General features: G+C 64.3%; 22 protein-coding genes. 7 read left to right on the plus strand and 15 right to left on the minus strand.

Features of this window, described 5'->3' with window-relative positions:
- Positions 1–48: 48 nt before the first annotated feature.
- Genes AC5Y4N_RS12390 through AC5Y4N_RS12400 form a run of 3 tightly spaced genes read right to left on the minus strand, consistent with a single transcriptional unit; the run spans position 49 to position 2,854 of the window.
- Positions 49–552 carry a DUF6912 family protein gene (locus tag AC5Y4N_RS12390; RefSeq protein WP_499907757.1) on the minus strand — a complete coding sequence of 168 codons (504 nt, stop codon included), beginning with the start codon at positions 550–552 and terminating at the stop codon, positions 49–51.
- Positions 549–1,418: a polyphosphate kinase 2 gene (gene ppk2 / locus AC5Y4N_RS12395; protein ID WP_499907756.1), complete on the minus strand. Its 870-nt coding sequence runs from the start codon at positions 1,416–1,418 to the stop codon at positions 549–551. The genes AC5Y4N_RS12390 and ppk2 overlap by 4 nt, the downstream gene beginning before the upstream one ends.
- 23 nt (positions 1,419–1,441) lie before the next feature.
- On the minus strand, positions 1,442–2,854 hold the full coding sequence (locus tag AC5Y4N_RS12400) for a WS/DGAT/MGAT family O-acyltransferase (protein ID WP_499908062.1): 1,413 nt from the start codon (positions 2,852–2,854) through the stop codon (positions 1,442–1,444).
- Between the two features lie 197 nt (positions 2,855–3,051).
- Between AC5Y4N_RS12400 and AC5Y4N_RS12405 the strand changes: the two genes are divergently transcribed.
- Positions 3,052–3,516 carry an Rv3235 family protein gene (locus AC5Y4N_RS12405; protein WP_499907755.1) on the plus strand — a complete coding sequence of 155 codons (465 nt, stop codon included), beginning with the start codon at positions 3,052–3,054 and terminating at the stop codon, positions 3,514–3,516.
- Positions 3,517–3,525: 9 nt separating this feature from the next.
- Entirely contained in the window at positions 3,526–3,990 is a 465-nt protein-coding gene (locus AC5Y4N_RS12410) for an SRPBCC family protein (RefSeq protein ID WP_499907754.1), read from the plus strand.
- A gap of 76 nt (positions 3,991–4,066) precedes the next feature.
- Here AC5Y4N_RS12410 and AC5Y4N_RS12415 read toward each other — a convergent pair whose 3' ends face one another.
- The 4 genes from AC5Y4N_RS12415 to AC5Y4N_RS12430 form a co-directional block, all read right to left on the minus strand.
- On the minus strand, positions 4,067–4,408 hold the full coding sequence (locus tag AC5Y4N_RS12415; protein ID WP_499907753.1) for a hypothetical protein: 342 nt from the start codon (positions 4,406–4,408) through the stop codon (positions 4,067–4,069).
- 70 nt (positions 4,409–4,478) lie between these two features.
- Positions 4,479–7,289: a preprotein translocase subunit SecA gene (secA, locus tag AC5Y4N_RS12420; RefSeq protein ID WP_499907752.1), complete on the minus strand. Its 2,811-nt coding sequence runs from the start codon at positions 7,287–7,289 to the stop codon at positions 4,479–4,481.
- Between the two features lie 102 nt (positions 7,290–7,391).
- On the minus strand, positions 7,392–8,084 hold the full coding sequence (gene hpf / locus AC5Y4N_RS12425) for a ribosome hibernation-promoting factor, HPF/YfiA family (protein WP_499907751.1): 693 nt from the start codon (positions 8,082–8,084) through the stop codon (positions 7,392–7,394).
- A gap of 256 nt (positions 8,085–8,340) precedes the next feature.
- Positions 8,341–8,970 (minus strand): ComF family protein, encoded by a 630-nt coding sequence (locus tag AC5Y4N_RS12430; RefSeq protein WP_499907750.1) that lies wholly within the window; start codon positions 8,968–8,970, stop codon positions 8,341–8,343.
- A gap of 9 nt (positions 8,971–8,979) precedes the next feature.
- Here AC5Y4N_RS12430 and AC5Y4N_RS12435 point away from each other — a divergent pair, with 9 nt between their 5' ends.
- Positions 8,980–9,225, plus strand: a complete 246-nt coding sequence (locus AC5Y4N_RS12435) for a hypothetical protein (RefSeq protein ID WP_499940497.1) — start codon at positions 8,980–8,982, stop codon at positions 9,223–9,225.
- A gap of 452 nt (positions 9,226–9,677) precedes the next feature.
- On the opposite strand, the gene AC5Y4N_RS12440 is transcribed toward AC5Y4N_RS12435, so the two are convergent.
- The gene (locus AC5Y4N_RS12440; protein WP_499907748.1) at positions 9,678–10,202 is read right to left on the minus strand and encodes a hypothetical protein; all 525 of its coding nucleotides are present in this window, start codon (positions 10,200–10,202) and stop codon (positions 9,678–9,680) included.
- Between the two features lie 171 nt (positions 10,203–10,373).
- Between AC5Y4N_RS12440 and AC5Y4N_RS12445 the strand changes: the two genes are divergently transcribed.
- A complete protein-coding gene (locus tag AC5Y4N_RS12445) occupies positions 10,374–10,814 on the plus strand; it encodes a hypothetical protein (protein WP_499907747.1) in 441 nt (146 codons plus the stop codon).
- 770 nt (positions 10,815–11,584) lie between these two features.
- Here AC5Y4N_RS12445 and AC5Y4N_RS12450 read toward each other — a convergent pair.
- Genes AC5Y4N_RS12450 through AC5Y4N_RS12465 form a run of 4 tightly spaced genes read right to left on the minus strand, consistent with a single transcriptional unit; the run spans position 11,585 to position 15,262 of the window.
- Complete coding sequence (locus tag AC5Y4N_RS12450; RefSeq protein WP_499907746.1) at positions 11,585–12,097, minus strand: Imm61 family immunity protein; 513 nt, start codon at positions 12,095–12,097, stop codon at positions 11,585–11,587.
- The gene (locus AC5Y4N_RS12455) at positions 12,087–14,657 is read right to left on the minus strand and encodes a glycohydrolase toxin TNT-related protein (RefSeq protein WP_499907745.1); all 2,571 of its coding nucleotides are present in this window, start codon (positions 14,655–14,657) and stop codon (positions 12,087–12,089) included. The genes AC5Y4N_RS12450 and AC5Y4N_RS12455 overlap by 11 nt, the downstream gene beginning before the upstream one ends.
- A gap of 9 nt (positions 14,658–14,666) precedes the next feature.
- A complete protein-coding gene (locus AC5Y4N_RS12460; RefSeq protein ID WP_499907744.1) occupies positions 14,667–14,957 on the minus strand; it encodes a WXG100 family type VII secretion target in 291 nt (96 codons plus the stop codon).
- Positions 14,954–15,262: a WXG100 family type VII secretion target gene (locus AC5Y4N_RS12465; protein WP_499907743.1), complete on the minus strand. Its 309-nt coding sequence runs from the start codon at positions 15,260–15,262 to the stop codon at positions 14,954–14,956. Before AC5Y4N_RS12465 ends, AC5Y4N_RS12460 begins: the two co-directional genes overlap by 4 nt.
- A gap of 205 nt (positions 15,263–15,467) precedes the next feature.
- On the opposite strand from AC5Y4N_RS12465, the gene AC5Y4N_RS12470 reads away from it, so the two are divergent.
- Genes AC5Y4N_RS12470 through AC5Y4N_RS12480 form a run of 3 tightly spaced genes read left to right on the plus strand, consistent with a single transcriptional unit; the run spans position 15,468 to position 19,203 of the window.
- Positions 15,468–17,801 (plus strand): nitric-oxide reductase large subunit, encoded by a 2,334-nt coding sequence (locus tag AC5Y4N_RS12470; protein WP_499907742.1) that lies wholly within the window; start codon positions 15,468–15,470, stop codon positions 17,799–17,801.
- The gene (locus AC5Y4N_RS12475; protein ID WP_499907741.1) at positions 17,798–18,433 is read left to right on the plus strand and encodes a hypothetical protein; all 636 of its coding nucleotides are present in this window, start codon (positions 17,798–17,800) and stop codon (positions 18,431–18,433) included. The genes AC5Y4N_RS12470 and AC5Y4N_RS12475 overlap by 4 nt, the downstream gene beginning before the upstream one ends.
- Positions 18,430–19,203, plus strand: coding sequence for a slipin family protein (locus AC5Y4N_RS12480; RefSeq protein WP_499907740.1), 774 nt, complete (start codon positions 18,430–18,432; stop codon positions 19,201–19,203). Before AC5Y4N_RS12475 ends, AC5Y4N_RS12480 begins: the two co-directional genes overlap by 4 nt.
- Positions 19,204–19,232: 29 nt before the next feature.
- Here the strand turns inward: AC5Y4N_RS12480 and lpqB are convergent, their stop codons facing one another.
- The 3 genes from lpqB to mtrA all read right to left on the minus strand — a co-directional run bounded on the left by lpqB (position 19,233) and on the right by mtrA (position 23,408).
- Complete coding sequence (lpqB, locus tag AC5Y4N_RS12485) at positions 19,233–21,005, minus strand: MtrAB system accessory lipoprotein LpqB (protein ID WP_499907739.1); 1,773 nt, start codon at positions 21,003–21,005, stop codon at positions 19,233–19,235.
- A complete protein-coding gene (gene mtrB, locus AC5Y4N_RS12490) occupies positions 21,002–22,645 on the minus strand; it encodes an MtrAB system histidine kinase MtrB (RefSeq protein WP_499907738.1) in 1,644 nt (547 codons plus the stop codon). Before mtrB ends, lpqB begins: the two co-directional genes overlap by 4 nt.
- A gap of 76 nt (positions 22,646–22,721) precedes the next feature.
- Entirely contained in the window at positions 22,722–23,408 is a 687-nt protein-coding gene (mtrA, locus tag AC5Y4N_RS12495; RefSeq protein WP_499907737.1) for a two-component system response regulator MtrA, read from the minus strand.
- Positions 23,409–23,450 lie beyond the last annotated feature (42 nt).

Below are 23,450 nucleotides of genomic sequence, written 5' to 3' on the forward strand. Positions count from 1 at the left end.
TCCGTCCTACCTACGGTACCGTAACCTACGGTGGCGTAACAACTCCGGTCAGAGCAGGTCGAGGAGGAATGCCAATTCCTGCGGCGCGTACCAGGCCAAATCGTGGTCCTGGGCGTCGCCGACCCGAAGCTCGGCATCCTCGTCCCCGAGGTCGGCAGCGTCAATCGCTTCCACCGCCGCGACCACCGCCTCCTCGGCCGCCGCGTTGTCGACGTGCGCGCAGACCACCTGGTCAAAACGCACTGGGCCGCTGAGCCGCACAACGGCATCATCGAGCAGCGGAAGCGGCTGCGCGTGATCCACGTCTGCGACCAGCACCGCGCGCCGAGGCGGCAGCCCGGACGAGTCGTCCTCGGTAGTGAGCAGCCGCAGCGACGCCAGCGCGGCATCGCGCAACGCCACCTCGGCGAGCTCGTCGTCGTCACCTTCGGCGTACGCCTCCCGAAGCGCAGGTGTCACGGCAAATGCCGTGCCATTCACCGGGTCGAGCTGGCCGTCGGCCACCAGCCGTTGCAGCATCGCCAGCGTGGCGGGGATGTAGACCCGTGTCACGATGCCGGCTCCGCTTGGCCGAGCAAGCGGGCGACGTGGTCGGGCACGTAGTGGTAGTGGCGCCGCGGCGGACGCTGGTAGCTGTCGGAGTGAACAGGCTTGGCCGGCAGTTGCACCGCCGGCCTCGGCGTCTCGTGGTATTCCAAAGTGGACAGCAGATGGGCCATCATGTTCAGTCGCGCAGCCTTCTTCGAATCGGATTCGACGACGTACCAAGGGCTTTTGGGAGTGTCAGTAACGGCCATCATCTCGTCGCGAGCACGCGAGTAGTCCTCCCACCGATAGATCGATTCCAGGTCCATCGGGCTGAGCTTCCACTGCCGCACCGGGTCGGTCAGCCGCGACCGGAACCGGCGCAATTGCTCTTTGTCCGAGACCGAGAACCAGTACTTGCGCAGTACCACACCGTCGTCGATGAGCATGTCCTCGAAAATTGGTGCCTGCTTGAGAAACAACGAATGCTCTTGCGGCGTGCAGAAATTCATCACCTTCTCGACGCCGGCCCGGTTGTACCATGACCGGTCGAACAGCACGATCTCCCCGCGCGCCGGCAACTGCGCAACGTAGCGCTGGAAATACCACTGGCCACGCTCTCGGTCAGATGGCACCGGCAATGCGGCAATGCGCACCACCCGAGGGCTGAGGTGCTCGGTAATCCGCTTGATCGTGCCGCCTTTGCCAGCGGCGTCACGGCCTTCGAACACCACCACGATGCGCGCGCCGGAATGGCGGGTCCACTCCTGCAGCTTCACGAATTCCGTTTGGAGACGGAACAATTCAGCTTCATAGACCTTCGGCGGGATCTTGCGTCGCTTGGGCTTCGCCGCCGGCGACGCCGACGCGTCATCCGCCTTGTTGCCGCTCATCGCCGAATGGTATCGTCGCAGACCTACTGCGCGGCTTCGATCAGCTCGTCGAGAGATTCTTGAAGCAGGGTCGGCAGCATGTCGACGTCGCTCATCGCGTCACGGTCGGCGTTGATGCCGAAATAGAGCATCCCGCAATAGGACGTCACCCCGATCGCCAGCACCTGGTTGCGCAGCAGCGGCGGCACCGCGTAGGTCTCCAGCAGCTTGGCGCCCGCGACGTACATCTGCGACTGAGGGCCGGGCACATTCGTCATCAGCAGATTGAACACCCGAGCCGAGTAGCTGGTGGCCACGCGAATGCCCATCGCGTGCAACGTCGGTGGGGGGAAGCCGGACAGCGTCACGATCGTGCGCGCGTCCACCAGGCTCGAGGCCGTCGGGTGGCTTTCGGTGGCGTGCGCGATCTGCGAAAGACGCACCACCGGATTGCCCTCGCCGACGGGCAGATCCACCAGGAACGGCGACACTTCGCTGATCGCCTGTCCCGGGCCGGCGTTCGTCTCCAGATCGGCTTCGGGGTACACCGACATCGGCGCCATCGCGCGCACCGTCGACGTCGTCGTCACCGGCTCTCCCCGAGACAACAGCCAATTGCGCAACGCGCCGGCCACCACGGCCAGCACCACGTCGTTGACGTCGCAGTCGTAGCGGGCCCGCAGCTTGCGATAGTCGTCCAACCGACCGGTGGCCACGGTGAATCGGCGGTTACGCGACACCTGCGTGTTGAGCGGACTGTCCGGCGCGGTCCCTCGCAACAGGGTGCGGACGGTATGGGTGAGCTGACGGCCCATGTCGGCCAGGTAGCCCGCGTTGGTGACCATGTCGGTGGCCGCGGTGCGCATCGACTCCAGCTGGGTGGTGGGTCGCGTCACCCAGTCGCCGACAGCCCCCATCACCAGCTCGAAGTTCGACGGCTCGTGGGCGGGAATCCAGATGTCCTCGCCGAACTCGGGCTGGCGTTGGGTGCGGTCAGCGATCACGTGGCCGATCTCCAGGGCCGTCATGCCGTTCACCAGGGCCTGGTGGGACTTGGTGTAGATCGCCAGCCGGTTCTTCGCCAGGCCCTCGACCAGATACATCTCCCACAGCGGCCGTGAGCGGTCCAGCGGCCGCGATGCCAGCCGGGCAACGAGCTCGTGCAGTTGCTCGTCGCTGCCCGGAGAGGGCAGCGCCGAGCGACGGATGTGGTAGGTGATGTCAAAGTCGGGATCGTCGACCCATACCGGCCTGGCCAGGCCGAACGTCACTTCGCGCACCTTCTGGCGATAGCGCGGGATCTGCGGCAGCCGCTGCTCGACGGTGCGCAGCAGCGTTTCGTACGACAGGCCCCCCTTCGGCCGCCGCAGAATCGACAGAGACCCGACGTACATCGGCGTCGACGTGTCCTCCTGGTGGTAGAACGACGCGTCGGACGCCGACAAGCGGGTCACCACGCGGGCCATACCCTCCCCTCACCGAACTCAGCCGCAGCTTGCGCCCACCGTATCCGGCGACGAGGGAGTTCCGCATTGTCGGGCCGGAACGAAAATTCGGCGCTGGGACGCCGTGCTCGCCATGGGATCATTTGTGAGTACACGTCTGCGTCTCTCCAGCAGGCAGGTCGACATCGTCACCGCTGGAGGCTGCGCGCATGAACCGCCATTTGACCGTCGTTCCCGTCGTCGACTATGAGCCGCCGATCGGCCAGCCCCGCCCACCGACGCCTGGTCTTCGCCGGAGCCGCCGGCTGGTTGCGGTGCCGCCTGCGCCGGAGCAACCGTCGGCACAGGCTGCGGCGGTGTTCGCCGAGGCGGCGTTGCGCGGTGTGCTGGAAGTGATCGACGGACGCCGCCCGTTCGCGCAGCTGCAGCCGATGCTCGGCGATTGCGTGGCCGATACGGTGATCGCTTTGGCCCGCGCGCCGCGAGGCGCCGGCCGGACAGCGGCTCAGCTGCGCCGGGTCCGGCTGCGCATCGTGGACAGCGAGGGCGAGATCGCGGAGGTGTCTGCGACGTATTGCCGCGGCGAGCGGCTCCGCGCGATCGCGGGGCGGGTGGAGCACACGGTGGTCCGCGGCCGTCGAAGATGGCGACTCGTGGCGCTTCAGATCGGCTAGCGTGGGTCCATGGCCAGCGTGGAAAACGACAGAGTGAGCGTTGAACGAGTGATCGACGCACCGGCGAGTGCGATCTTCGAGTTACTTGCCGACGCCGGCAAGCACGCCAGCTTCGACGGCTCCGGCACCGTGCAGCATGCCGAACACGAATCGATACCACTGTCGAAGGGTTCCAAGTTCGGTATGTCGATGCGGATGGGATTGCCGTACCGGACCACCAATACCGTCATCGAATTCGAACCTGACCGCCGAATCGCTTGGCAGACAACCATGCTGGGCGGTCTCGTGGGCGGCCGGATCTGGCGCTACGAGCTCGAGCCCACCAATGGCGGCGGCACGCGGGTGCGGGAGACATGGGACATCTCCCAGGACAAGCAGAAGTGGCTGCTGCGATCCAGCGGCATGCCGAAGCAGGCCGAGAACGGCATGCGCGAGACGTTGGAACGGATAGCCAAGCTCGTCGAAAGGCGTTGAGCCAGCGCCGAGACTACGAATGGTGATGGCTGCCAAGCGATTTCGGTGATCGTCCGTAGCTTCGGCGCGTTAGCGGTTACGGCGCCGGGCTGGCTACCGTGGGCCGCGGCGCTTGCGGAACTTGCGGCTCTGCCGTGCGGGCGGGCGGCTCGGCGTCGCAGGAGGATTTCTTGGCGTTCCAATATCCGCCGGACCTGGCGCAGCAGAACTTGTATTCGTCGTCGTGGGTCTGGGAGTCGGTCTCGCCCCTGAGCCAGCGCCCGTCCGCAGCCCTGGCGCAGTTGTCGAAGCTCTTCTTGTCGAACGTCGCGTTCCCAATGGCGGGATTGGCAACGCTCAGCAGCGCACCGACGGTGACTGCACCGGCAGCGACGATCATTCGGATTCGGATGGGCTGGTTGGTGTGTGCATTGTTCATGCGCCGATGCTCGCTCGGCGCATAACCGCCTCACATGGGGCAATTGCCCTCAAATCCGGTCGCTCGAAACTCAGCGCCGGCGGCCGGACTTCGCTTGCTTGGCCTGACGCCGTGCGGCTTCTCGCCGCTCGCGCCGGGTGCCTCCAGCTGACACACCGGCGGGCTCGCCGCCGTTGCGCCGCTGTATCGCCGCAGAGCCGTCCTCCGACGGTCCGGTGTAGGTGAGCTGCTGCTCTCCGTCGTCAATTCCCTTGGCGCGCAACGGAGCTGGGGCAGCGCTCTCGCGTTGCTTGGTCGCCACGCCGCCCTCAGGCTCTGCCCCGGAGGAGGCCGTCTGCGTGAGTCCTTCCGGGCTGGGCATCGGCGCCACTGTCGGAGCTGGCGCGGCTTCCACCGCGACGTTGAACAGGAAGCCGACGGACTCCTCTTTGAGGCCTTCGAGCATGCCCATGAACATGTCGTAGCCCTCGCGCTGGTATTCCACCAGCGGGTCGCGCTGGGCCATCGCGCGCAGCCCGATGCCTTCCTTGAGGTAGTCCATCTCGTAGAGGTGCTCCCGCCACTTGCGGTCCAGCACCGAGAGCAGCACGGTGCGCTCGAGCTGACGCATTGCGCCTTCGCCGGCCAGCGCGTCGATCTCGGCCTCCCGCTTGGCGTAGGCCTGCTCGGCATCGGCAAGTACCGCCTCGAGCAGCTCCTCGCGCGTGAGGTCGTCGACCTCGTCGTGGCGGTGGGTCAGCTGCTTGTAGTCGATGCCCACCGGATACAGCTGCTTCAGCGCCGTCCACAGCTGCTCGAGATCCCAGTCCTCGGCGTAGCCCTCCGCGGTGGCGCCGTTGACGTACGCGGTGACCACGTCCCGGATCATCTTCAGCGCTTGGTCTTTGAGGTTTTCGCCCTCGAGGATGCGGCGGCGCTCGGCGTAGATCACCTTGCGCTGCTGGTTCATCACCTCGTCGTACTTGAGGACGTTCTTGCGGACCTCGAAGTTCTGCTGTTCGACCTGGGTCTGGGCGCTCTTGATGGCGCGGGTGACCATCTTGGCCTCGATCGGCACGTCGTCGGGCAGGTTCAGCCGCGTCAGCAGCGACTCCAGCGTCGCGCCGTTGAACCGCCGCATCAGCTCGTCGCCAAGCGACAGGTAGAACCGCGACTCCCCGGGATCGCCCTGCCGACCCGACCGGCCGCGCAGCTGGTTGTCGATGCGCCGCGACTCGTGCCGCTCGGTCCCCAACACGTAAAGCCCGCCGGCGTCGATCACCTCTTTGGCTTCGGCCGCCGCCTCCGCTTTGACCTTCGCGAGCTCGTCGTGCCATGCCTGCTCGTAGTCCTCAGGCGTTTCCACCGGGTCGAGGCCGCGTTCGCGCAGCCGCTTGTCGGTGAGGAAGTCGACGTTGCCGCCCAACACGATGTCGGTGCCGCGGCCGGCCATGTTGGTGGCGACGGTGACCGCGCCGCGACGGCCGGCCTCGGCGATGATGCCGGCTTCCTGCTCGTGGTACTTGGCGTTGAGTACGTTGTGCGGAATGCGCCGCTTCTGGAATTGCCGAGACAGGTATTCCGAGCGTTCGACGCTGGTGGTGCCGATCAGCACCGGCTGACCTTTCTGATACCGCTCGGCAACGTCGTCGACCACCGCGAGGAACTTGGCTTCCTCGGTCTTGTAGATGAGATCGGGCTTGTCCTCGCGAATCATCGGCTTGTTGGTGGGGATCGACACCACGCCGAGCTTGTAGATCTCGTGGAACTCCGACGCCTCGGTCTGGGCGGTGCCGGTCATGCCGGCGAGCTTGTCGTAGAGGCGGAAGTAGTTCTGCAGCGTGATCGTGGCCAGCGTCTGGTTCTCGGCCTTGATCTCCACGCCTTCCTTAGCCTCGATGGCCTGGTGCATGCCCTCGTTGTAGCGGCGGCCGATCAGCACGCGGCCGGTGAATTCGTCGACGATCAGTACCTCGCCGTCGCGGACGATGTAGTCCTTGTCGCGGTGGAACAGCTCCTTGGCCTTCAGCGCGTTGTTGAGGTAGCTGACCAGCGGCGAGTTGGCCGCTTCGTAGAGGTTGTCGATGCCCAGCTGGTCTTCGACGAACTCGACGCCGAGCTCGGTCACACCAACGGTGCGCTTGCGGATGTCCACCTCGTAGTGGACGTCTTTTTCCATCAGCGGGGCAAGGCGGGCGAACTCGGTGTACCAGTTCGACGCGCCCTCGGCCGGCCCGGAGATGATCAGCGGCGTGCGGGCCTCGTCGATGAGGATCGAGTCCACCTCGTCGACGATCGCGTAGTTGTGGCCGCGCTGCACCAGGTCCTCGAGCCGATGGGCCATGTTGTCGCGCAGGTAGTCGAACCCGAACTCGTTGTTGGTGCCGTAGGTGATGTCGGCGTTGTAGGCCACCCGCCTCTCGTCGGGTGTCATGCCGGCCAGGATCACGCCGACGTCCAGCCCCAGGAAGCGGTGCACGCGCCCCATCCACTCGCTGTCGCGTTTGGCCAGGTAGTCGTTGACCGTGACGATGTGCACGCCCTTACCGGCGATCGCGTTGAGATAGGCAGGCAACACGCAGGTCAGCGTCTTGCCCTCACCGGTCTTCATCTCGGCGATGTTGCCGAAATGCAGCGCCGCCGCGCCCATCACCTGCACGTCGAACGGCCGTTGGTCCAGCACGCGCCAGGCGGCCTCGCGGGCGACGGCGAACGCCTCGGGCAGCAGGTCGTCGAGGTCTTCCCCGGACGCGTAGCGCTTCTTGAACTCCTCGGTCTTGGCCCGCAGTTCGGCGTCGCTGAGCTTCTCTACGTCATCGGACAAGCTGCCGACATAGTCTGCGACGCCCTTGAGGCGTTTGACCATGCGACCTTCACCGAGGCGCAGCAATTTCGACAGCACAGATATCCCCTATGGGTTGACGTCTTCGGCGTACCCCATGGTAGGCGAGAGTGCGACAGGCCAGTCAGAGCTCGCCGCGGGGGGTTCAGGCTGTCACGGCGGTTACGCCAGCCGGATCAACCCGTAGTCGTAGGCGTGCCGTCGGTACACGACAGAGGGCTTGTCGGTCTCTTTGTCGTGGAAAAGGAAGAAGTCGTGGCCGACGAGCTCCATCTCGTAGAGCGCGTCATCGACGGTCATCGGCGTCGAGGGGTGCTCCTTGACGCGCACGATGCGCCCGGGCTCGTGGTCGTCGACCGCAATGCCGTCGACCGATGGTGCCTCGGCAGCCTGGTTGTCCGATGGCGGTACCGCAGCGGCGGTGGCTTCCGCCAGCGAGACCGGGGTCTTCTCGCCGTAGTGGACCTTGCGTCGGTCTTTGCTGCGGCGCAGCCGGTTCTCCAGCTTGTTGACCGCCGACTCGAAAGCGGCATAGAAGCTGTCGGCGCACGCCTCGCCGCGGACTACGGGGCCACGGCCACGGGCGGTGAGCTCCACGTGCTGACAGTTCTTGCGCTGGCGGCGGTTCTTCTCGTGGTAGAGCTCTACGTCGAACAGGTAGATCGTGCGGTCGAACCGCTCGAGGCGGGCCAACTTCTGCGACACGTACACGCGGAAGTGGTCGGGTATCTCGACGTTGCGCCCCTTCACCACGACCTCAGCGCGCGGCGTGGGTTCAGCATCGTCGGTATCGGCCAGGACTCCCTCGCGAGCGGGAGATGTCCCCAAATCGGATTCCACGGATCGGCTTGGCATGCTTGACAACTCGTTTCTGTCGCGGAGTCGCACGCGGTCCGGCGTGCCGGGTTCTGTGAACAAAACCGGTGAATCGCGACCTACACCCTCGCCACCCACCGGCACAAGAGGTCGAAAGACTCACCTCCTACCGCTGTCGGTAAGTGGCGCCCCGGTGGTTCGAGGCGGCCGAGTCACTGTTGCTTGGTCCCGACGGTAATGGTGTTCACCGCCGCGTGCCACCCCTTTCTCTCACCCGTTGCCTGTTCTTCACCAGTCATGCGTGGGCGATGGCGAGCACCGCCGCCACGCGGGCTCCTGCGGCATTCAGGATGCGGACCGATTCGGTGGCAGTGCTGCCGGTGGTGACGATGTCGTCGACGAGAACGACCTCGCCGTGGGTGCTTCGGCGCAGCACGATGCGGCCGCGCACGTTGCGTTGTCGCGCGCTTGTCGAGAGGCCGACTGAATCGCGTGTGCCTGCCCGCATGCCCAGCGCGGCGACGACGTCCACGCCGTCACGGGTGTCGGCGACGGCACGCGCGATGCGAGTGACGGGGTCACCGCCGCGGCGCCGCGCGGCGGACCGGCGAGTGGGCGCCGGCACCAGCGTCAGCGGCAGGTCGACGATCCCCCAGCCGACCAGCCGGTCCAGTCCTTGACCCGTTGCCTGCGACATTGGTGTCAGCAGGTCCGCGCGGCCGTGTTCCTTGGCGGCGACGATCGCGGCCCGGCGGGCGCCGGCATATCGACCGAGGGAGAACACAGGCACGCCCGGGTCCACGCGGGGGGTGACCAGTCGAGGGTCGTCTTCTGTGAGCGTCAGCTCGCGCGCGCAGGCGTCACACCATCGTGTCGACGGCATACCGCAGCCGCCGCACTCCAGCGGCAGGACAAGGTCAAGCATGGCGCCAGTGTGGCGAGAGGCACCGACATGGCGGCGGCAATGCTGCCGGGCTCCAACGCAAGTGAGTCGACGATGTCACTCGTTCTGAACCGGTTCGTCGGCGAGGGCATCGATGAAGCCAACGGCGACATAGTCGACCTTGCTCATATCCAGCCGCTGATCACGTCCAAGCGTGTTGTCGATGACAAAGGATATTCACAGGAAAGGCCTCCATACCGGGATGCAGTTGCGTGCCGACGAATCGGCTACATATGACCAACATATAGATCCACACAAACGGTCCATTACCGTCGTGAGCACGGAACTCGGGTTGTGTACGCTCCCACACGAAATCAGCTGGTGGGTGATACTTGATTGGGCGGTCAAGTAATGCGGTTATGTAATCATCCCTGTCTGGACCTGGTATCCACCGCCGGAGGCTTGCCGTCAGCGGGATCTGCGCCTCCAAGTCGGGTGGTCCAAAATCGATGTTTCGCAGTTCGATTCTCGCCAATTCGATCCTCTGGTCAGTGCCGTCATCAGCATTCTGTTCCCCCTTGCCTGTGATCCCCGCTCGGCAACGGCAATCCTTAGATTATGGCGCTGCTCAGGGCCACTGCCGAATCGCTCATATACGTCGGAAAGTCACGTTAACCCTTCGGTTAAGAGGTTTTCTAGGTCATCATAAGTCATTGTCAATACTCGACTCCTCAACTCGTCTGAGGTGGTCATGATGCGTATACCTCGGGTTCATCCTTAAGCCAATATTTGCGAACAAATGCGCGGGATCTCTCGACGGGGATCTGTTCGAGCTCGGAGATCATGTTGAGGATCTCTTCACCAGGCAACCCTTTCGCAATTCGTTCATCGAGGCTGGTGTCCGACCATCGCCATGAGACTGGATCGATTCCTCGCGAGATTCTCAAGTAGTCTCCCAAGTTCCAGAGCAGAAACTTGCCGGCATCCTCCATCCGCGAGAAGAGCGCCTTGACGGTGATATGTGGTGTGGCTCGTCGTTCGGTGGTCGCATTGAAGACAATGATGCCGTCTTCGCTGAGCCGGACCGCATATCCGCTCCAGTCAGGCTTGGGATAGCCACTGCATAACCACAGATCGTCACCTGACCACCTCGGTGGATCCCACTGCGACCGACCTTCCAGACGACGCCACCGGACGAGCCAGCGCTCGTATCGTGCCAGGAACTCTGCTACCTCGTCGTTGGCCGATGTGTCAGAGCCGCCGGAATTTTTCATGGTCCCAAGCCGATCTCTCGAAGAACCCGCGCATCAATCAACCGCTGGACGGCGACGGTATCGCCTGTGCGGATATCTATGACGACCCTTTTCCTCCCCACCCCCGGGTTGTCCAAACGCGGGCCGGGCCATGTACTAGCCTCGATTCTGGCTTCTTTGCCTCCGAGCTCGATGACGCTCTCATCTCGATTCTGGCAAGCCCTCGGCGAGCAACTCGTGCAGTTCCTCATAAGAATTGGTCAACACATGACTCATCGGCTCCTCCCAACTATTCAAGACGGCGTAAATGTCAGGGTGCTGCCTGATCACATAGCGATGCATAAATCGCCGCTTCCCAGGTTCGACGTTATCGATACGGTTGATTGCAGCGAGAAATCGCGGATCCGGGAGGCCTTTCTCTATGCGGTCATCGAGGCCCGCATCTCTCCATCGCCAGAAGACCGGATCAGCGCGGCACTCGGTCCTGAGAGAATCGCCCATCTGCGCGATGACGTATTTCCCGCATCTTCCATCTGCGAGAAGACCGCGGCCACGGTCACGAACGGAGTGGATCGCCGTTCGGTAGTCGAAGCGAGAACGAAGAAGGCGTCTGCCTCTTGCCGTATGACATAGCCGGTCCAGTCCGGGAACGGGTACCCCCTGCGGAGCGAGAGGCCGCTTCCAATCCAGGCCGGCGAGTTCCAAGGAGTGCGGCCCTTCGTCTTTCGCCATAGGTTGCGCGACTGCTCGTACTGCCGAAGGAAGTTATCGACGGAACCTCCTTCGCCAGTGGGCCGCATACCGTTCTGTTCAAACCTCATTAAGTGACCTCTCGAAGAAAACCGAGCTCGGTCACAGTTTCAACCGCATCCCGTACTTCGAAAAACTGCTACGTAATATCTTATTCCGACATTGTTGAACACGTGACATAGCTTATCTAACCGTCCTCTGCCTTTTGCTCCTTTGCATACGAGATGAGCTCATCCAGTGCCGCTATTAGTCTGCGTCGGCGCTCAGGGTCGCTAAGATTTTCCAAATGCACTGGAAGATCGTCGGCAATAATGTCAACTAATTCCGAGTGTCTGGCCTCTCGCAAATCAAGGATAGGCACATTCGCGGCTTCCAGTTCTGATAGATGCCTACTTACGTTCGGGTCCGATGCTTTCTTCGCAAGATAGTCAAATACGTAAAAGATGAGCTGCGCACTCTCGGCCCAATGATGCTTGCGGAAGAATATACTTCCCGCCATTAACGACCCCTCGCTGTGAAGACGTTATCCGTGCCGAATGCCCCCGACGCCCAATAGATTGTGTGCCCTTGGAAGTCGTTAATGGAGATTGAAGGCCACAAGTCAACGAACATTTCACTAATCTGCTCGATCGTTTGGGAGAAGACGAGATATCTCAACCATGATTAGGGAATTCGTCGCCGACTTGGAACATCGACATAATTTCATCGCAGGCTTTTGGAAGCAAGTGTGATAGTTCTACCAACCTAGCCGTGCCGGTGGAGCTGTTCTTTGCCGCAGCGACTCTGCTCCCGGACGAATCAACAAGCCACTGGAGGGCGTGATTGTCGGGTATCAATGAATAACCTTCGCAAACTTCCTCAGCCTTGAAGGGCAGATTGACAAGCGCTATTCGTCGGCTGGCGCGAACACCTTGCCCGAAAAGCGCGAGGAAATACCGATCGAGCACCCGATGATCGGCAGCTGCCAATTCGAATTTCTCAGCGCCAGAACGGTTGGCCTTGGTCACGGTGTACCAACCCTGCGGCTCGCGTCGGATGTAGAAGACTATCTCTCCGCCATTGTTAACCAGACATGTGGCGTCCCCGCCGACTTTGTGCTCCTTGAAGCCGGCCGCCACCGCCAATGCGGCAACATCAGCGGACAGCTCGTAGCGGTTATTGCTCACCCAGGACTCCACGCTCTAATAATTGCAATACTGACATCGCGTCGCCTCCATCATCGATGATCTTCACTTGCAAACCCCCACCGTCGCGACCGAAACCGGGAGCTACCTCAGATATCTCAATCGCCCAGCCTTCTGGAAGGCTACCACTGAAACTGTATCGATAATACTGGCCGTTAAGTGAACTAATTGGGAGGCTACGTTCTTCGAAAGAGGCGGGCACCCCGTTTTCCATTACGGCGAAGTATTCGCCGTACGGACTGCCTACTCTGTCTATCTGACTGCCAAAATCATGGATGAAGGCCTCCACCGAATTGTAAGCCACTCTGGTGCCCGGCACAGCACCCTCATTAGGTGGGTACCTATTCAAGGACTCGCCGTCAGGCCCCACTTGGGTATAGCGCTCGTCGTACTGCTCTTTGGTGAGCGGGTTGCCGTTTTCATCGTGGCCGTATGGTTCCTCGGGATGTCGAACGAGATCCCAAGTTGCTTGGTTTTCCGTAGTTGGCGTCGGATACGGGCCTGAGTCGCCGGCATCGGGCATCGGCTGCCCGTAGCCAGGGTCTGCCGGTCCGTCATCGAGGCGCTGCCAGTGTGGACCGGCTGCGTCGTCTGACGTCAGCACTGATCTACCGTCGGCTGGCGCTGCACTCGCGCCATCGATCAATTCCGGGCTCGGTTCGACGTGTGTGGCCGTCGCCGGCGAACCGTTGTCCGCACCTGCGCCGCTGCGAGAACCATGCGATGGGTGGTCCAGTCCGCTGGGCTCATGCCAGGGTGGCACCCCGGTCGGGTCGGAAAGCGCTGGATGGGGCGGCTCTATCCGTTCGAGCGAAGCCAAACCCGACGGAGTGATCTGGCCTGGATGGGTGACACCGTTCAGGCCCGCACCGCCCGACGAGCGAGCACCAGATTCTCCGAAAGACGAGCCCACCGGCGATGCCGTCCCTCGCTCAGCCTGAGGTAGCGCATCCGCTGCTGCGGGCGCCGGCGGGCGCCCGGGCGCCGCTGGCACTTTCGCGTCCGCGGCCGACTGACCAGGCGTGGGTGTCGGCGTTTCATGCACCACCGGTGGCGCCTTCGGAGATTCAGCCGGCGGCTTAGGAACTTCGGCCGGCGGCTTGGGCGCCTCCACCGGCGGCTTGGGCGCCTCAGCCGGTGGCTTGGGCGACTCGCCCGGCGGCTTCGGCAGCTCGGGCGGCTTGGCCAGCGGCAGGCTCTCCAGCGGGCGTTCGACGCGCGCAGCGTCCGCTGCCGCGTCGGCCGCACGAACGGTGGTGCGCAGTCCCGTCGCCTCTTCGCCAACTCCGGGAATGAACAATGTGGCAACGTCGGTGACACTGCGGCCGGCCGCCTCCGCCGGATTTGTACTCCACAAATCCCAGTGGACTGCTTCCTTGCCGAGTTGCTTCCATGCCTCGCCAACTCCGGGTGCGTTCGGTCCGCCGAGACCAACCAGCGGCGCCAAGCCGTGGGCCAGGTTCTCGATGTCGCGGTGGTAGCCCTCCGGGTCGATCGCTTCACGCTCTGGCGAGTACGTCCAAAAGACGTCTTTCAGCATGCCGCCGGCTTCTTCTAAAACGCCCTTTTCGAACTGCCCGATCTGATCCAGCGCCCGGCCCGCGAGGTTCTCGTGTAAAAAGTGATCCCACTCCTTGTGCGCGTAGTGGCCCATGGTGGTGGCAATCGTGTTGGCTTCAGCCGCGAGACCGGCAATCTGGTGGCCCAATGCCGTCGCTTCAGCCTTGAAGTTGTCGATGACCGTGCGGATCTCGTTGGCGATGCGTTTGATTTCGTTCTCGTCGTCGCCGCTGAGAAGGTCCCAGACGATTTTGATGCCGGTCAGCGGGTCCGCGATCTGTGACAGCAAGTCCAACACCGCGGCATGCACCTCGTCGACATGTGCCGCATAGGTGTTGAGAGTGCTGGCGATAGTTCCACACTGCTGAAAAACTTGGCTTCCGCCTCGCGCTGCTGTCGCGAAAGCCACGCCGATCGCGTCGGCCTCCGGAATCTTCTGCGCCCCAACGATCGCCAGTGGTGCGGCCGCACCGACTTCGGTCGCAAGAAACTGCGTTCCCGCGGCCGTCCAGGCGGCGGCCGCAGTACGTAGGCGCCCCGAATCCGCTGTAGGCCAGATCATTCCGATGAACGGCGCGACCCAACCCCATCCCGCCGGTGCGGGCGTACCGCTACCGACACCGGACGGTACCGACCCGGGATTGATCATCTCAGTTGGGGTTGGCCTGGGAAGCGGCTCGGTACTGCCTGCGATGTTGGATGCCGCCTCGGCGACCGAGTAGTTCGTCGCCGATACGCGGATTCCATCGCCGATGCGAACCAACCCGTTGCGCACCTGGGTCATCGCTTCTACTAGCGCTTTGGCAGAGCTGTCGTACTGGCGCGCCAACGCGGCACCGGCCGGGTCGTCGCCACACATTCCGCCGGTCCCGCTCAGCGCGCTCGTCAGGGTCGAAATCGCCGACCCAAGGTCCTTCCCAACCGATACGACGGACGTGCCGGCACCGTCAAGCGCCGGCGGATCGACGTCAAGCGCACCCATTGCCGAATGTCATGCCCACATGCGCTGGTTGGTCGCTGCCGCCCCCGTGTAGTTGTGATGGGCGACTTTGCCCGCAGCCTGCAGCTTCCCCAGAGCGTCTCGCATCATCGCTGCACCCTCGGCCCACTGTCGATGCGCTTCGGCGTGCGCGGCCGCGGCAGTCCCGCTCCACTCCACGTGAAGTCCGGCGACCAGCGCGTCGATTTCCTGCAGCAGCGACTCGACGTAGCGTTCGAAGCCTGCCATCCGCGAGACTGCGTCAAGCAGCGCTTCGGGGTCGACCGCAAATGCGTTACTCAAGGTGCCACATTCCGCAGCGATTCCGACGATGCGACTTCCTGCCCCTGATAGTCGCCGCCGGCACGGCCCAATGCCGATGCCATCAACGACAACCCGGACTGAATGCGCGCTGCCCCTTCGTGCCACTCACGCCATGCTTCGCCGTAAACACCCCCGGAATCGCCGCGCCAGCCGTCGAGCATGCTCGACACCTCCGAATCCACGTCGGCCAGGCCGGCGCGGAAGTCGTCGGCTCCGCGCGCCAGCAACTCCGCCACCCGCCCGATTTCGCCGGGATTGCCGCGCAACACAGATGAATCGCTCACCTGTAAGAGCCTAAATTCCCGCTACAGCGCCGAACGCGGCAGTTCACCTGCCGCCGCGTCAGCGAACCGACGCCGAGCCACAACCGCAGCGACGACCCCGAAGTGCAGCGAAAGGGCACAGAATGCCAGGCGGAATAGGTCCCCTCTGCTGTCCCCGGGTGATAAATACGTAGGACGCGGGGCAGCTAGCGGGCAGGAGCATCGCATGGCCATTGATTCAGCGCAGTCGTTCTCAGCACCAGAAACCGATCAACCGTCCGCGGAACGTCTGATCGGAAAAGGCTGGGTCCAAGGCGTCGCGTTGGTGATGATCTTTGGCTTCTTCGTCATGGGCATCCTGGCCTATCGTGCGTATACGGCGGCAATGCCGTTGCCCGACAAGGTCGTAACTCAATCGGGCCAGGTGCTGTTCACCAAGGCGCAGATCACCCGCGGCCAAGAGCTGTTCCAGGCGCGCGGCCTACAGGAGTACGGATCGGTGCTGGGCCACGGCGCATACCTGGGACCCGATTACACCGCGGAATACCTACGCAAGGCCGCCGACAACGTCGCTGACCAATTCCGCGCCGAGGGTAATCCCGATCCGCACAACCGCGTCGTCGCCGAATTCCGCACCAACCGCTACGACCCCGACACCAAGACTCTGGTGTTCACCGACCGTCAGGTCAAGGCGTTCGAGAACATCCGCGCACAGTACGCCGACTACTGGGGCAAGGACTCCACCAAGCGCGGATTACTGCCAGATTTCATCACCAATCCAAACGACGTCAATGACCTGACCGCGTTCTTCGCGTGGACCGCGTGGGCGGCGTCCGCCGAACGCCCCGGCCACAACTACACCTATACGAACAACTGGCCCGCCGAACCCCGCGTCGACAACGGCCCGACCGGTCAGGTGGTGGTTTGGTCGGTGCTGTCATTAGTGGCGCTGCTCGGCGGGACCGGGATCCTGCTTTTCGTGTACGGCCGCTGGAGCCAGAAGATCGGCTGGCAGAGCGTCGAGGCGCCGACGCTGGTCTACCGGCAGCCGGGCGAAGTGACGCTGACGCCGTCGCAGCGTGCGACGGTCTGGTTCTTCGCGATCGTGTCGGTGCTGTTCTTGGCGCAGACCCTGGTTGGTGCGGCCGCGCAGCACTATCGCGCTGACTTGTCGACGTTCTTCGGCCTCGATCTGGCCCGTCTACTCCCGTACAACCTCGCCCGGACGTGGCATGTGCAGCTGGCGTTGTTCTGGACCGCGGCGGCCTTCTTGGCCGGCGGAATCTTCCTCACGCCGTTCATCGCTCGCCGTGAGCCGCGGCGGCAGAGCTGGCTTGCCTACGGGTTGCTGATCGCCGTGGCGGTGGTGGTGTTCGGCTCCTTGATCACCGAAGCGCTGTCCATTTACGGTGTGGTTCCGGAGGGTTCGCTGTTCTCGCAGCAGTGGGAGTACCTGGATTTGCCTCGGCTGTTCCAGATCCTGCTCGTGGTCGGCATGTTCTTGTGGATAGCAATTGTGTGGCGCGGCATGCGGTCGCGGCTCAAAGGCGAGTCGAAGCTGAACATGCCGTGGCTGTTCTTGTTCGCCGGTCTGGCGATCCCGGCTTTCTACGCGGTCGGTCTACTCGCCAGCAGCGGTACCCACTACACCGTCGCGGACTTCTGGCGGTTCTGGGTGGTGCATCTGTGGGTCGAAGACTTCCTCGAACTGTTCACCACGGTGATGGTGGCCTACATCTTCGTGTTGCTCGGCGTCGTGCGACAGCGAATCGCGTTGGGCATCATCTTCCTTGACGTCATCTTGTACTCCGCCGGCGGCGTCATCGGCACGATGCACCACTTGTACTTCTCCGGGACGCCCGTCGAGCACATGGCACTGGGCGCGTTGTTCTCCGCCGCAGAAGTCATCCCGTTGACCTTCCTGACCGTCGAGGCGTGGGCGTTCCTGCAACTCGGCTCACGACAGCAGGCCGGCAGCGACCACCCCTTCCCGCACCGCTGGGCGGTCATGTTCCTTGTCGCCGTTGGGTTTTGGAATTTCGTGGGTGCGGGCATCTTCGGATTCCTCATCAACCTGCCGATCGTGTCGTACTACCAGATCGGCACCGCACTTACCGCCAACCACGGACATGCGGCGATGATGGGCGTCTACGGTATGCTCGCCGTCGCACTGGCCATGTTCGCGTTCCGTTACGCGATACCAGCCGACAAATGGCCGGAAAAAGCTGCGCGCGTGTCCTTCTGGTCGATGAACATCGGTTTGGCCTGGATGGTGTTCGCCACCCTGCTTCCCCTCGGTGTGCTGCAGCTGTACCACTCGGTCAACAACGGCTACGTCGACGCTCGCTCCCTGGGCTATCTCACCCAACCCGGCAATGCGCTGCTGGAGTGGCTGCGGCTGCCCGGTGACGTGATCCTGATCGTGGGCGGCGTGCTGCCGTTCATCTGGATCGCATGGCAGGCGGTGCGCCACTGGCGTTCTGGGCCAACTGCCGAGGAGCTGCCCGATCACCCGCTTTATACCGAAGTCGGCGCCGAAACGGCGGCAGCCGAACAATGACCGTCAGTGCGTCGGTCTGGCTGATCGCGGGTTACGCGCTCATGCTCGTCGCGATCGCGTGGTCCATCGACCTCATGGCACGGCGATCATCATTGCGGGCCGCTCGTTGGCGCACAGGCAGTTTCGTCTACCACGCCGACCACGACGCATGGGTGTGCCCGCAAGACCAGTGGTTGTGGCCTACGTCGTTCGACCCGCAGCATCGGGTGATGCGTTACCGCGGTTCGCCGACGGTGTGCAACAGCTGCCCGGTGAAGTCGACGTGCACGACGTCCGACCACGGCCGTGAGGTGACGCGCGAAGTGGACCCGTGGCCGCATTCGGAGGCCGGCCGCTTTCACCGCGGTATCGCCTGCGCAGTCGCGGCGATGGGACTGGTCATGCCCTTGGGCATGTTGGTCGGCAACCACTCCGCGGCAGACCTGGTGGTTCTGCTCGGCGCGTCGGCGCTCGTTGTCGTCACCGGTTTGCCGCTGGCACAGCACTTCTGGAACACGCCGTCGAACGCGCCGGCGCACCTGCCGCATCGCAGCGGCGAGGAGGATGCGGTAGCCGCTGCCATAGACCGGTACTCCACCCGGTGGGGCGGCGGCTGGGCCGACCAGGACGCCGACAAGAAAGACGCCAGATGACCGCAGAGGTGATCGCCATCGTCGTCGTCGCCGCCATCGTGCTCGTTGCGCTCGGCGTCGTCTCGCTGGCGGTGTTGCGCGAATACGAACGGGGCGTGGTGTTCCGGATGGGCCACGTCCGTCCCCTCTATCAGCCGGGGCTCAGGTTCCTGATTCCCTTGGTCGACAGAATGGTGCGGGTGGACCAGCGCGTGGTGACGCTGACGATCCCCCCGCAAGAGGTGATCACCCGCGACAACGTGCCCGCGCGGGTGAATGCCGTCGTGATGTTTCAGGTCACCGATCCGTTGAAAGCCATTCTGGCCGTGGAGAACTATGCGATCGCGACGTCGCAGATCGCGCAGACCACGCTGCGCTCATTGCTCGGTCGCGCCGACCTGGACACGCTGCTCGCCCACCGCGAGGACCTCAACAGCGACCTGCGCACGATCATCGAGAAGCAGACCGAGTCCTGGGGCGTCGAGGTCCGGGTGGTCGAGATCAAGGACGTGGAGATTCCCGAATCCATGCAACGGGCGATGGCGCGCGAGGCAGAGGCCGAGCGGGAGCGGCGCGCGAAAGTGATCAACGCCCGCGGTGAACTGCAGGCCTCCGAGGAGCTGCGCCAGGCGGCCGATACGCTCTCCAAGAGCCCGGCGTCGCTGCAATTGCGTTACCTGCAAACACTTTTGGAGTTGGGCGCTGACCAGAACTCCACGGTGGTGTTCCCGCTGCCGGTCGACATCATCACCCCGTTCCTGCAGCACGTCGCGGGGATTTCGGCACGCTAAACGACGCTCAGCGTCGCAAAGCGTCGAAATCACCCCGGCAGCACCGGCACAGCACCGGCAATCATCAACGCCCGCACCTCGATCCACCGCTGCTCGTTTTCGGCAGCAGCGCTCGACAACTGCAGCACGCCGCGCTGGTCTGCGACGTACACGGTCGACGGGTTGGCCACCACCGTCGACACCGGGATCGTGATGTTGCGCGAGGGCGCATCGGAATTCACGCCGTCGAGGTTCACATACGACACGGGATGCTGAGGGTCGGTGCGGCTGACGACGATGTCGTCCCCCGTACGCCACGACAGCGACACCACCGACGCGCCGAGACCGAAGCCCAGCCGGCGCGGATACGTCAACGCGTATTCACCGCCAGGTGTCTGTTCGACGGTCGCGAGAACCACTTGCCCGTTGATCACCATGGCCGCCCGGGTCCCGTCCCGCGACAGCTGCAACTCCGTGACCGGACCGGGAAAGCGCGTCGTCACCGCCGTCGCATTGACCGGAATGCGGGCGGGCTGGCCCGACGCGGCCTCCTGAATCACCCGCACCACGTTGACGCCGTCGACCACCACCCACACCGCATTGTCCAGCGACCAGCTAGGACGGGTAATGGTGTGCCCGTCTGTAGCCTCCACCGCGACACCGCCGCTGGGCCCGATCCACAGCGACGCCGCCGCGTCCGGCTGTCCGCTGCGCAGCACCACCACCGACGCAACGTCGCGGCCGGTGCGCGACAGCATCGCCGCCTTCTGCTCCGGCATCTGGCCGAACGAGCCGGGCATCCGCGGTGCATTGTCGTTCTCCACCGACACCAGCGACCCGCCCACCAGCGCGTGCAGACCGGCCGACGCGCCGTCGTCGGCGCCCGGGTCCGTCGATGCGACGTCTGTGGCCTCCCACCCGTTGGCGAACCGGTCGTCCAGCGCGGCGCCGTCGGCGTTGATCACGTACGGCCCCGCGATGCCGGAGCGCGCGAACGTCCAAATGATCTGCGCCGCAACGAGTTGCCGGCTGTGCGGATCGGTGGTCGACGATCCCTCCAACTCCACGCGGGCGCCGCCGTAGCCGCGGCCGATGCCGGTCTTGCCGCCGTCGGCCCGGGTCACCGGCCCACGCAATTTCAACGGAGGAGCCAGCATGTTGCGCACCGAGTGAGCCATCTCCGGTCGCGGGCCCGCGATCAGTTTGCTGACCAGTTCGGTGGGCAGCTGGTCGGGATCGGCCACTGCGACGTAGCGCGGATCGGGTACGACGGTCTTGCCGGTCGGGTCGGCGAAATAGAGGTTGTGACGCTTGTAGGTGGCCTGGAACTGCTGCCAGTCAAGGAACACTCCGTTGGGCAGGCGGTCGATGCGCCAGCCGCCGCTGGTTTTCACCAGTTCGATCGGCCCGGGGTCGGGCAGCGCCCCCTCCCCCGTCTCGAACACCCCCATGTCCGACAGCGAGCCGAGGATGTCGGCTCGCATGTTCACCGAAACCCGGTCCGCACTTCGGGTTTCGAGGAACACGACGTTGTCGATCAGTAGCGAGCTGCCCGCGTCGTCCCAGCCACGCGACGCCGACTCCGTCAGGAATTGGCGGGCCGCCAGGTGCCGGTTGGCGGGATCCGCTGTGGCCTTGAGGAACTCGCGCAGCAGCACGTCGGGGTCCATGCCGGGAGTGGGTTTGGGCAGGCTCGGCGCCGGCGAACGCTCCACCGTCCCGATCGCTTGAGGCGCCGACGACGACGGCACCCCGGCGCAGCCGGACACGGCCACCACAATGACGGCCGCCAGCGCGACGACCACGGCCGGCAGGCGTCTCATACCTTCTCCGCAGCCTCGCGCTGTCGCGGCGCGCGTGGATTTGGCTGCGGCGCAACGGGTTTGAGCGGCAGCGGGCTCGTCGTCACCTTGTGGCCGCGCACCAGAGGCAGCGTCAACCGGAAGCAGGCGCCCTTGCCGGGCTCGCCCCACGCCTCGAGTCGGCCTTGGTGCAGCCGGGCGTCCTCGATGCTGATCGCCAGGCCCAGCCCGGTGCCGCCGGAGCGGCGCACCCGCGACGGGTCGGAGCGCCAGAACCGGCTGAACACCAGCTTCTCCTCGCCTGGGCGCAGGCCGACGCCGAAGTCGCGGACGGTGACGGCGACGGTGTCCTCGTCGGCCGCCATCCGGATCTGTACCGGTTTGTTCTCGGCATGGTCGATCGCGTTGGCGATCAGGTTGCGCAGGATCCGTTCGACACGGCGCGGGTCGACCTCAGCGATCACCTCGTGATCGGGCAGGTCCAGTTCGAGTTCGACGCCGGCGTCGTCGGCGAGGTGGCCGACGTTCTCCAGCGCGTTGCGCACGGTCGTGCGCAGATCGAGCTGCTCGACGGACAGTTCGGCCACGCCGGCGTCGTGACGAGAGATCTCGAGCAGGTCGTTGAGCAGGGTCTCGAAGCGGTCGAGTTCGCTGACCATCAGCTCGGTGGACCGGCGCAGCGACGGGTCGAGTTCTTCGCTGTGGTCGTAGATCAGGTCGGCGGCCATCCGCACGGTGGTGAGCGGCGTGCGAAGCTCGTGGCTGACGTCAGAGGTAAAGCGCCGCTGCAGATTTCCGAACTCTTCGAGCTGGGTGATCTGGCGCGACAGGCTTTCGGCCATGTCGTTGAACGACACCGCGAGACGCGCCATGTCGTCCTCGCCGCGCACCGGCATGCGTTCGGTCAGGTGGCCTTCGGCGAACCGCTCTGCGATCCGCGACGCCGACCGCACCGGTTGCACCACCTGCCGTGACACCAGCAGAGCGATCGCGGCCAGCAGCACAAGCAGCACCAGGCCGCCGGTCAGCATGGTGCCGCGAACCAGCGCGATCGTGCTTTCCTCGCTGGACAGCGGATAGATCAGGTACAGCTCGAGGTTGGACACCGGCCCGGTGGTGGGGCTGCCGACGATCAGCGCCCGGCCGGTGAACCCCTCGGTGTGCACGGTCGCGTACTGGTAGCTGACTTGGCCGGCCTTGACGAAGTCGCGCATGGTTTCCGGGATCTGGGTGACCGGGCCGGCGGAGGTGGCCGCGCGAGGACCGTCTCCGGGGACGACGAGCACGGCGTCGAACGCGCCGCCCAGGTTGCTGGCGCCGGGGTCGGTCTTGCGGTCGATCAGCGTGTTGCGGGCCAGCTGAAGACTGCTGTCCAGGGATCGGGTTTCTTCGCCGCCGACGATGCCGCTGACGGTGGCGCGGGCCCGATCTATCTCCTCGGTGGCGGCGCGGACCTTGGCGTCGAGCACGCGGTCGGTGATCTGGCTGGTCAGTACGAAACCGAGGACCAAAATCACCAGCAGCGACAAGCCCAGCGTCAGCGTGACGACACGCAGCTGGAGGGATCGCCGCCAAGCGAGACCGATGGCGCGACTCAACGCGCCGAGGCCACGCAGCAGTGGCGCGGTGCGCCGAATGCGCCGCCTGGAACCGAAGATCACGGCGACCGCCGAGCGGTCAGATTGACGGCGACCGCGCAGCGGTCATGGAACGCAGCGACCGCCGAACGGCCACCGATCACGGAGGGCCGGCCTTGTATCCCACTCCTCGAACAGTCAGCACCACTTGCGGGTTCTCGGGATCCTTCTCGACCTTGGCCCGCAGCCGCTGAACGTGCACGTTGACCAAACGGGTGTCGGCGGGATGCCGGTATCCCCACACCTGTTCGAGCAGCACATCACGAGTAAACACCTGCCGCGGTTTGCGCGCCAACGCCACCAGCAGGTCGAACTCCAGCGGGGTCAGGGAGATCTGCTCGCCTTGACGGGTCACCTTGTGGGCGGGCACGTCGATGTCGACGTCGGCGATCGACAGGATCTCGGCGGGCTCGTCATCGTTGCGCCGCAGCCGCGCGCGTACCCGCGCGACCAGCTCCTTTGGCTTGAACGGCTTCATCACGTAGTCGTCGGCGCCGGACTCCAGACCGAGGACGACGTCCACGGTGTCGGTCTTGGCGGTCAGCATCACGATCGGCACGCCGGAGTCCGCCCGCAGCACCCGACACACGTCGATGCCGTTCATCCCCGGCAGCATCAGGTCAAGCAACACCAGATCGGGGCGAAGTTCGCGTACCGCGGTGAGTGCTTGGGAGCCGTCGCCGATCACCGCCGTGTCGAAACCTTCGCCGCGCAGCACGATGGTGAGCATCTCGGCGAGCGATGGATCGTCGTCGACCACAAGAATCCTTTGCCTCATGGTGTCCATGGTGTCACCAGATCGGGATAAAACCCGGCTACCACACGCGCA

The organism is Mycobacterium sp. NGS19 (genome assembly GCF_059813155.1).

Excerpts from the sequence above, each read along its gene's own strand:
- mtrA (WP_499907737.1), bottom strand. The coding sequence starts at position 23,408 with ATGGACACCATGAGGCAAAGGATTCTTGTGGTCGACGACGATCCATCG.
- AC5Y4N_RS12475 (WP_499907741.1), top strand. The coding sequence starts at position 17,798 with ATGACCGTCAGTGCGTCGGTCTGGCTGATCGCGGGTTACGCGCTCATG.
- ppk2 (WP_499907756.1), bottom strand. The coding sequence starts at position 1,418 with ATGAGCGGCAACAAGGCGGATGACGCGTCGGCGTCGCCGGCGGCGAAG.
- AC5Y4N_RS12415 (WP_499907753.1), bottom strand. The coding sequence starts at position 4,408 with ATGAACAATGCACACACCAACCAGCCCATCCGAATCCGAATGATCGTC.
- AC5Y4N_RS12445 (WP_499907747.1), top strand. The coding sequence starts at position 10,374 with ATGACGCTCTCATCTCGATTCTGGCAAGCCCTCGGCGAGCAACTCGTG.
- AC5Y4N_RS12480 (WP_499907740.1), top strand. The coding sequence starts at position 18,430 with ATGACCGCAGAGGTGATCGCCATCGTCGTCGTCGCCGCCATCGTGCTC.
- AC5Y4N_RS12455 (WP_499907745.1), bottom strand. The coding sequence starts at position 14,657 with ATGGGTGCGCTTGACGTCGATCCGCCGGCGCTTGACGGTGCCGGCACG.
- AC5Y4N_RS12470 (WP_499907742.1), top strand. The coding sequence starts at position 15,468 with ATGGCCATTGATTCAGCGCAGTCGTTCTCAGCACCAGAAACCGATCAA.
- AC5Y4N_RS12410 (WP_499907754.1), top strand. The coding sequence starts at position 3,526 with ATGGCCAGCGTGGAAAACGACAGAGTGAGCGTTGAACGAGTGATCGAC.
- lpqB (WP_499907739.1), bottom strand. The coding sequence starts at position 21,005 with ATGAGACGCCTGCCGGCCGTGGTCGTCGCGCTGGCGGCCGTCATTGTG.
- AC5Y4N_RS12405 (WP_499907755.1), top strand. The coding sequence starts at position 3,052 with ATGAACCGCCATTTGACCGTCGTTCCCGTCGTCGACTATGAGCCGCCG.
- AC5Y4N_RS12440 (WP_499907748.1), bottom strand. The coding sequence starts at position 10,202 with ATGAAAAATTCCGGCGGCTCTGACACATCGGCCAACGACGAGGTAGCA.
- AC5Y4N_RS12430 (WP_499907750.1), bottom strand. The coding sequence starts at position 8,970 with ATGCTTGACCTTGTCCTGCCGCTGGAGTGCGGCGGCTGCGGTATGCCG.
- hpf (WP_499907751.1), bottom strand. The coding sequence starts at position 8,084 with ATGCCAAGCCGATCCGTGGAATCCGATTTGGGGACATCTCCCGCTCGC.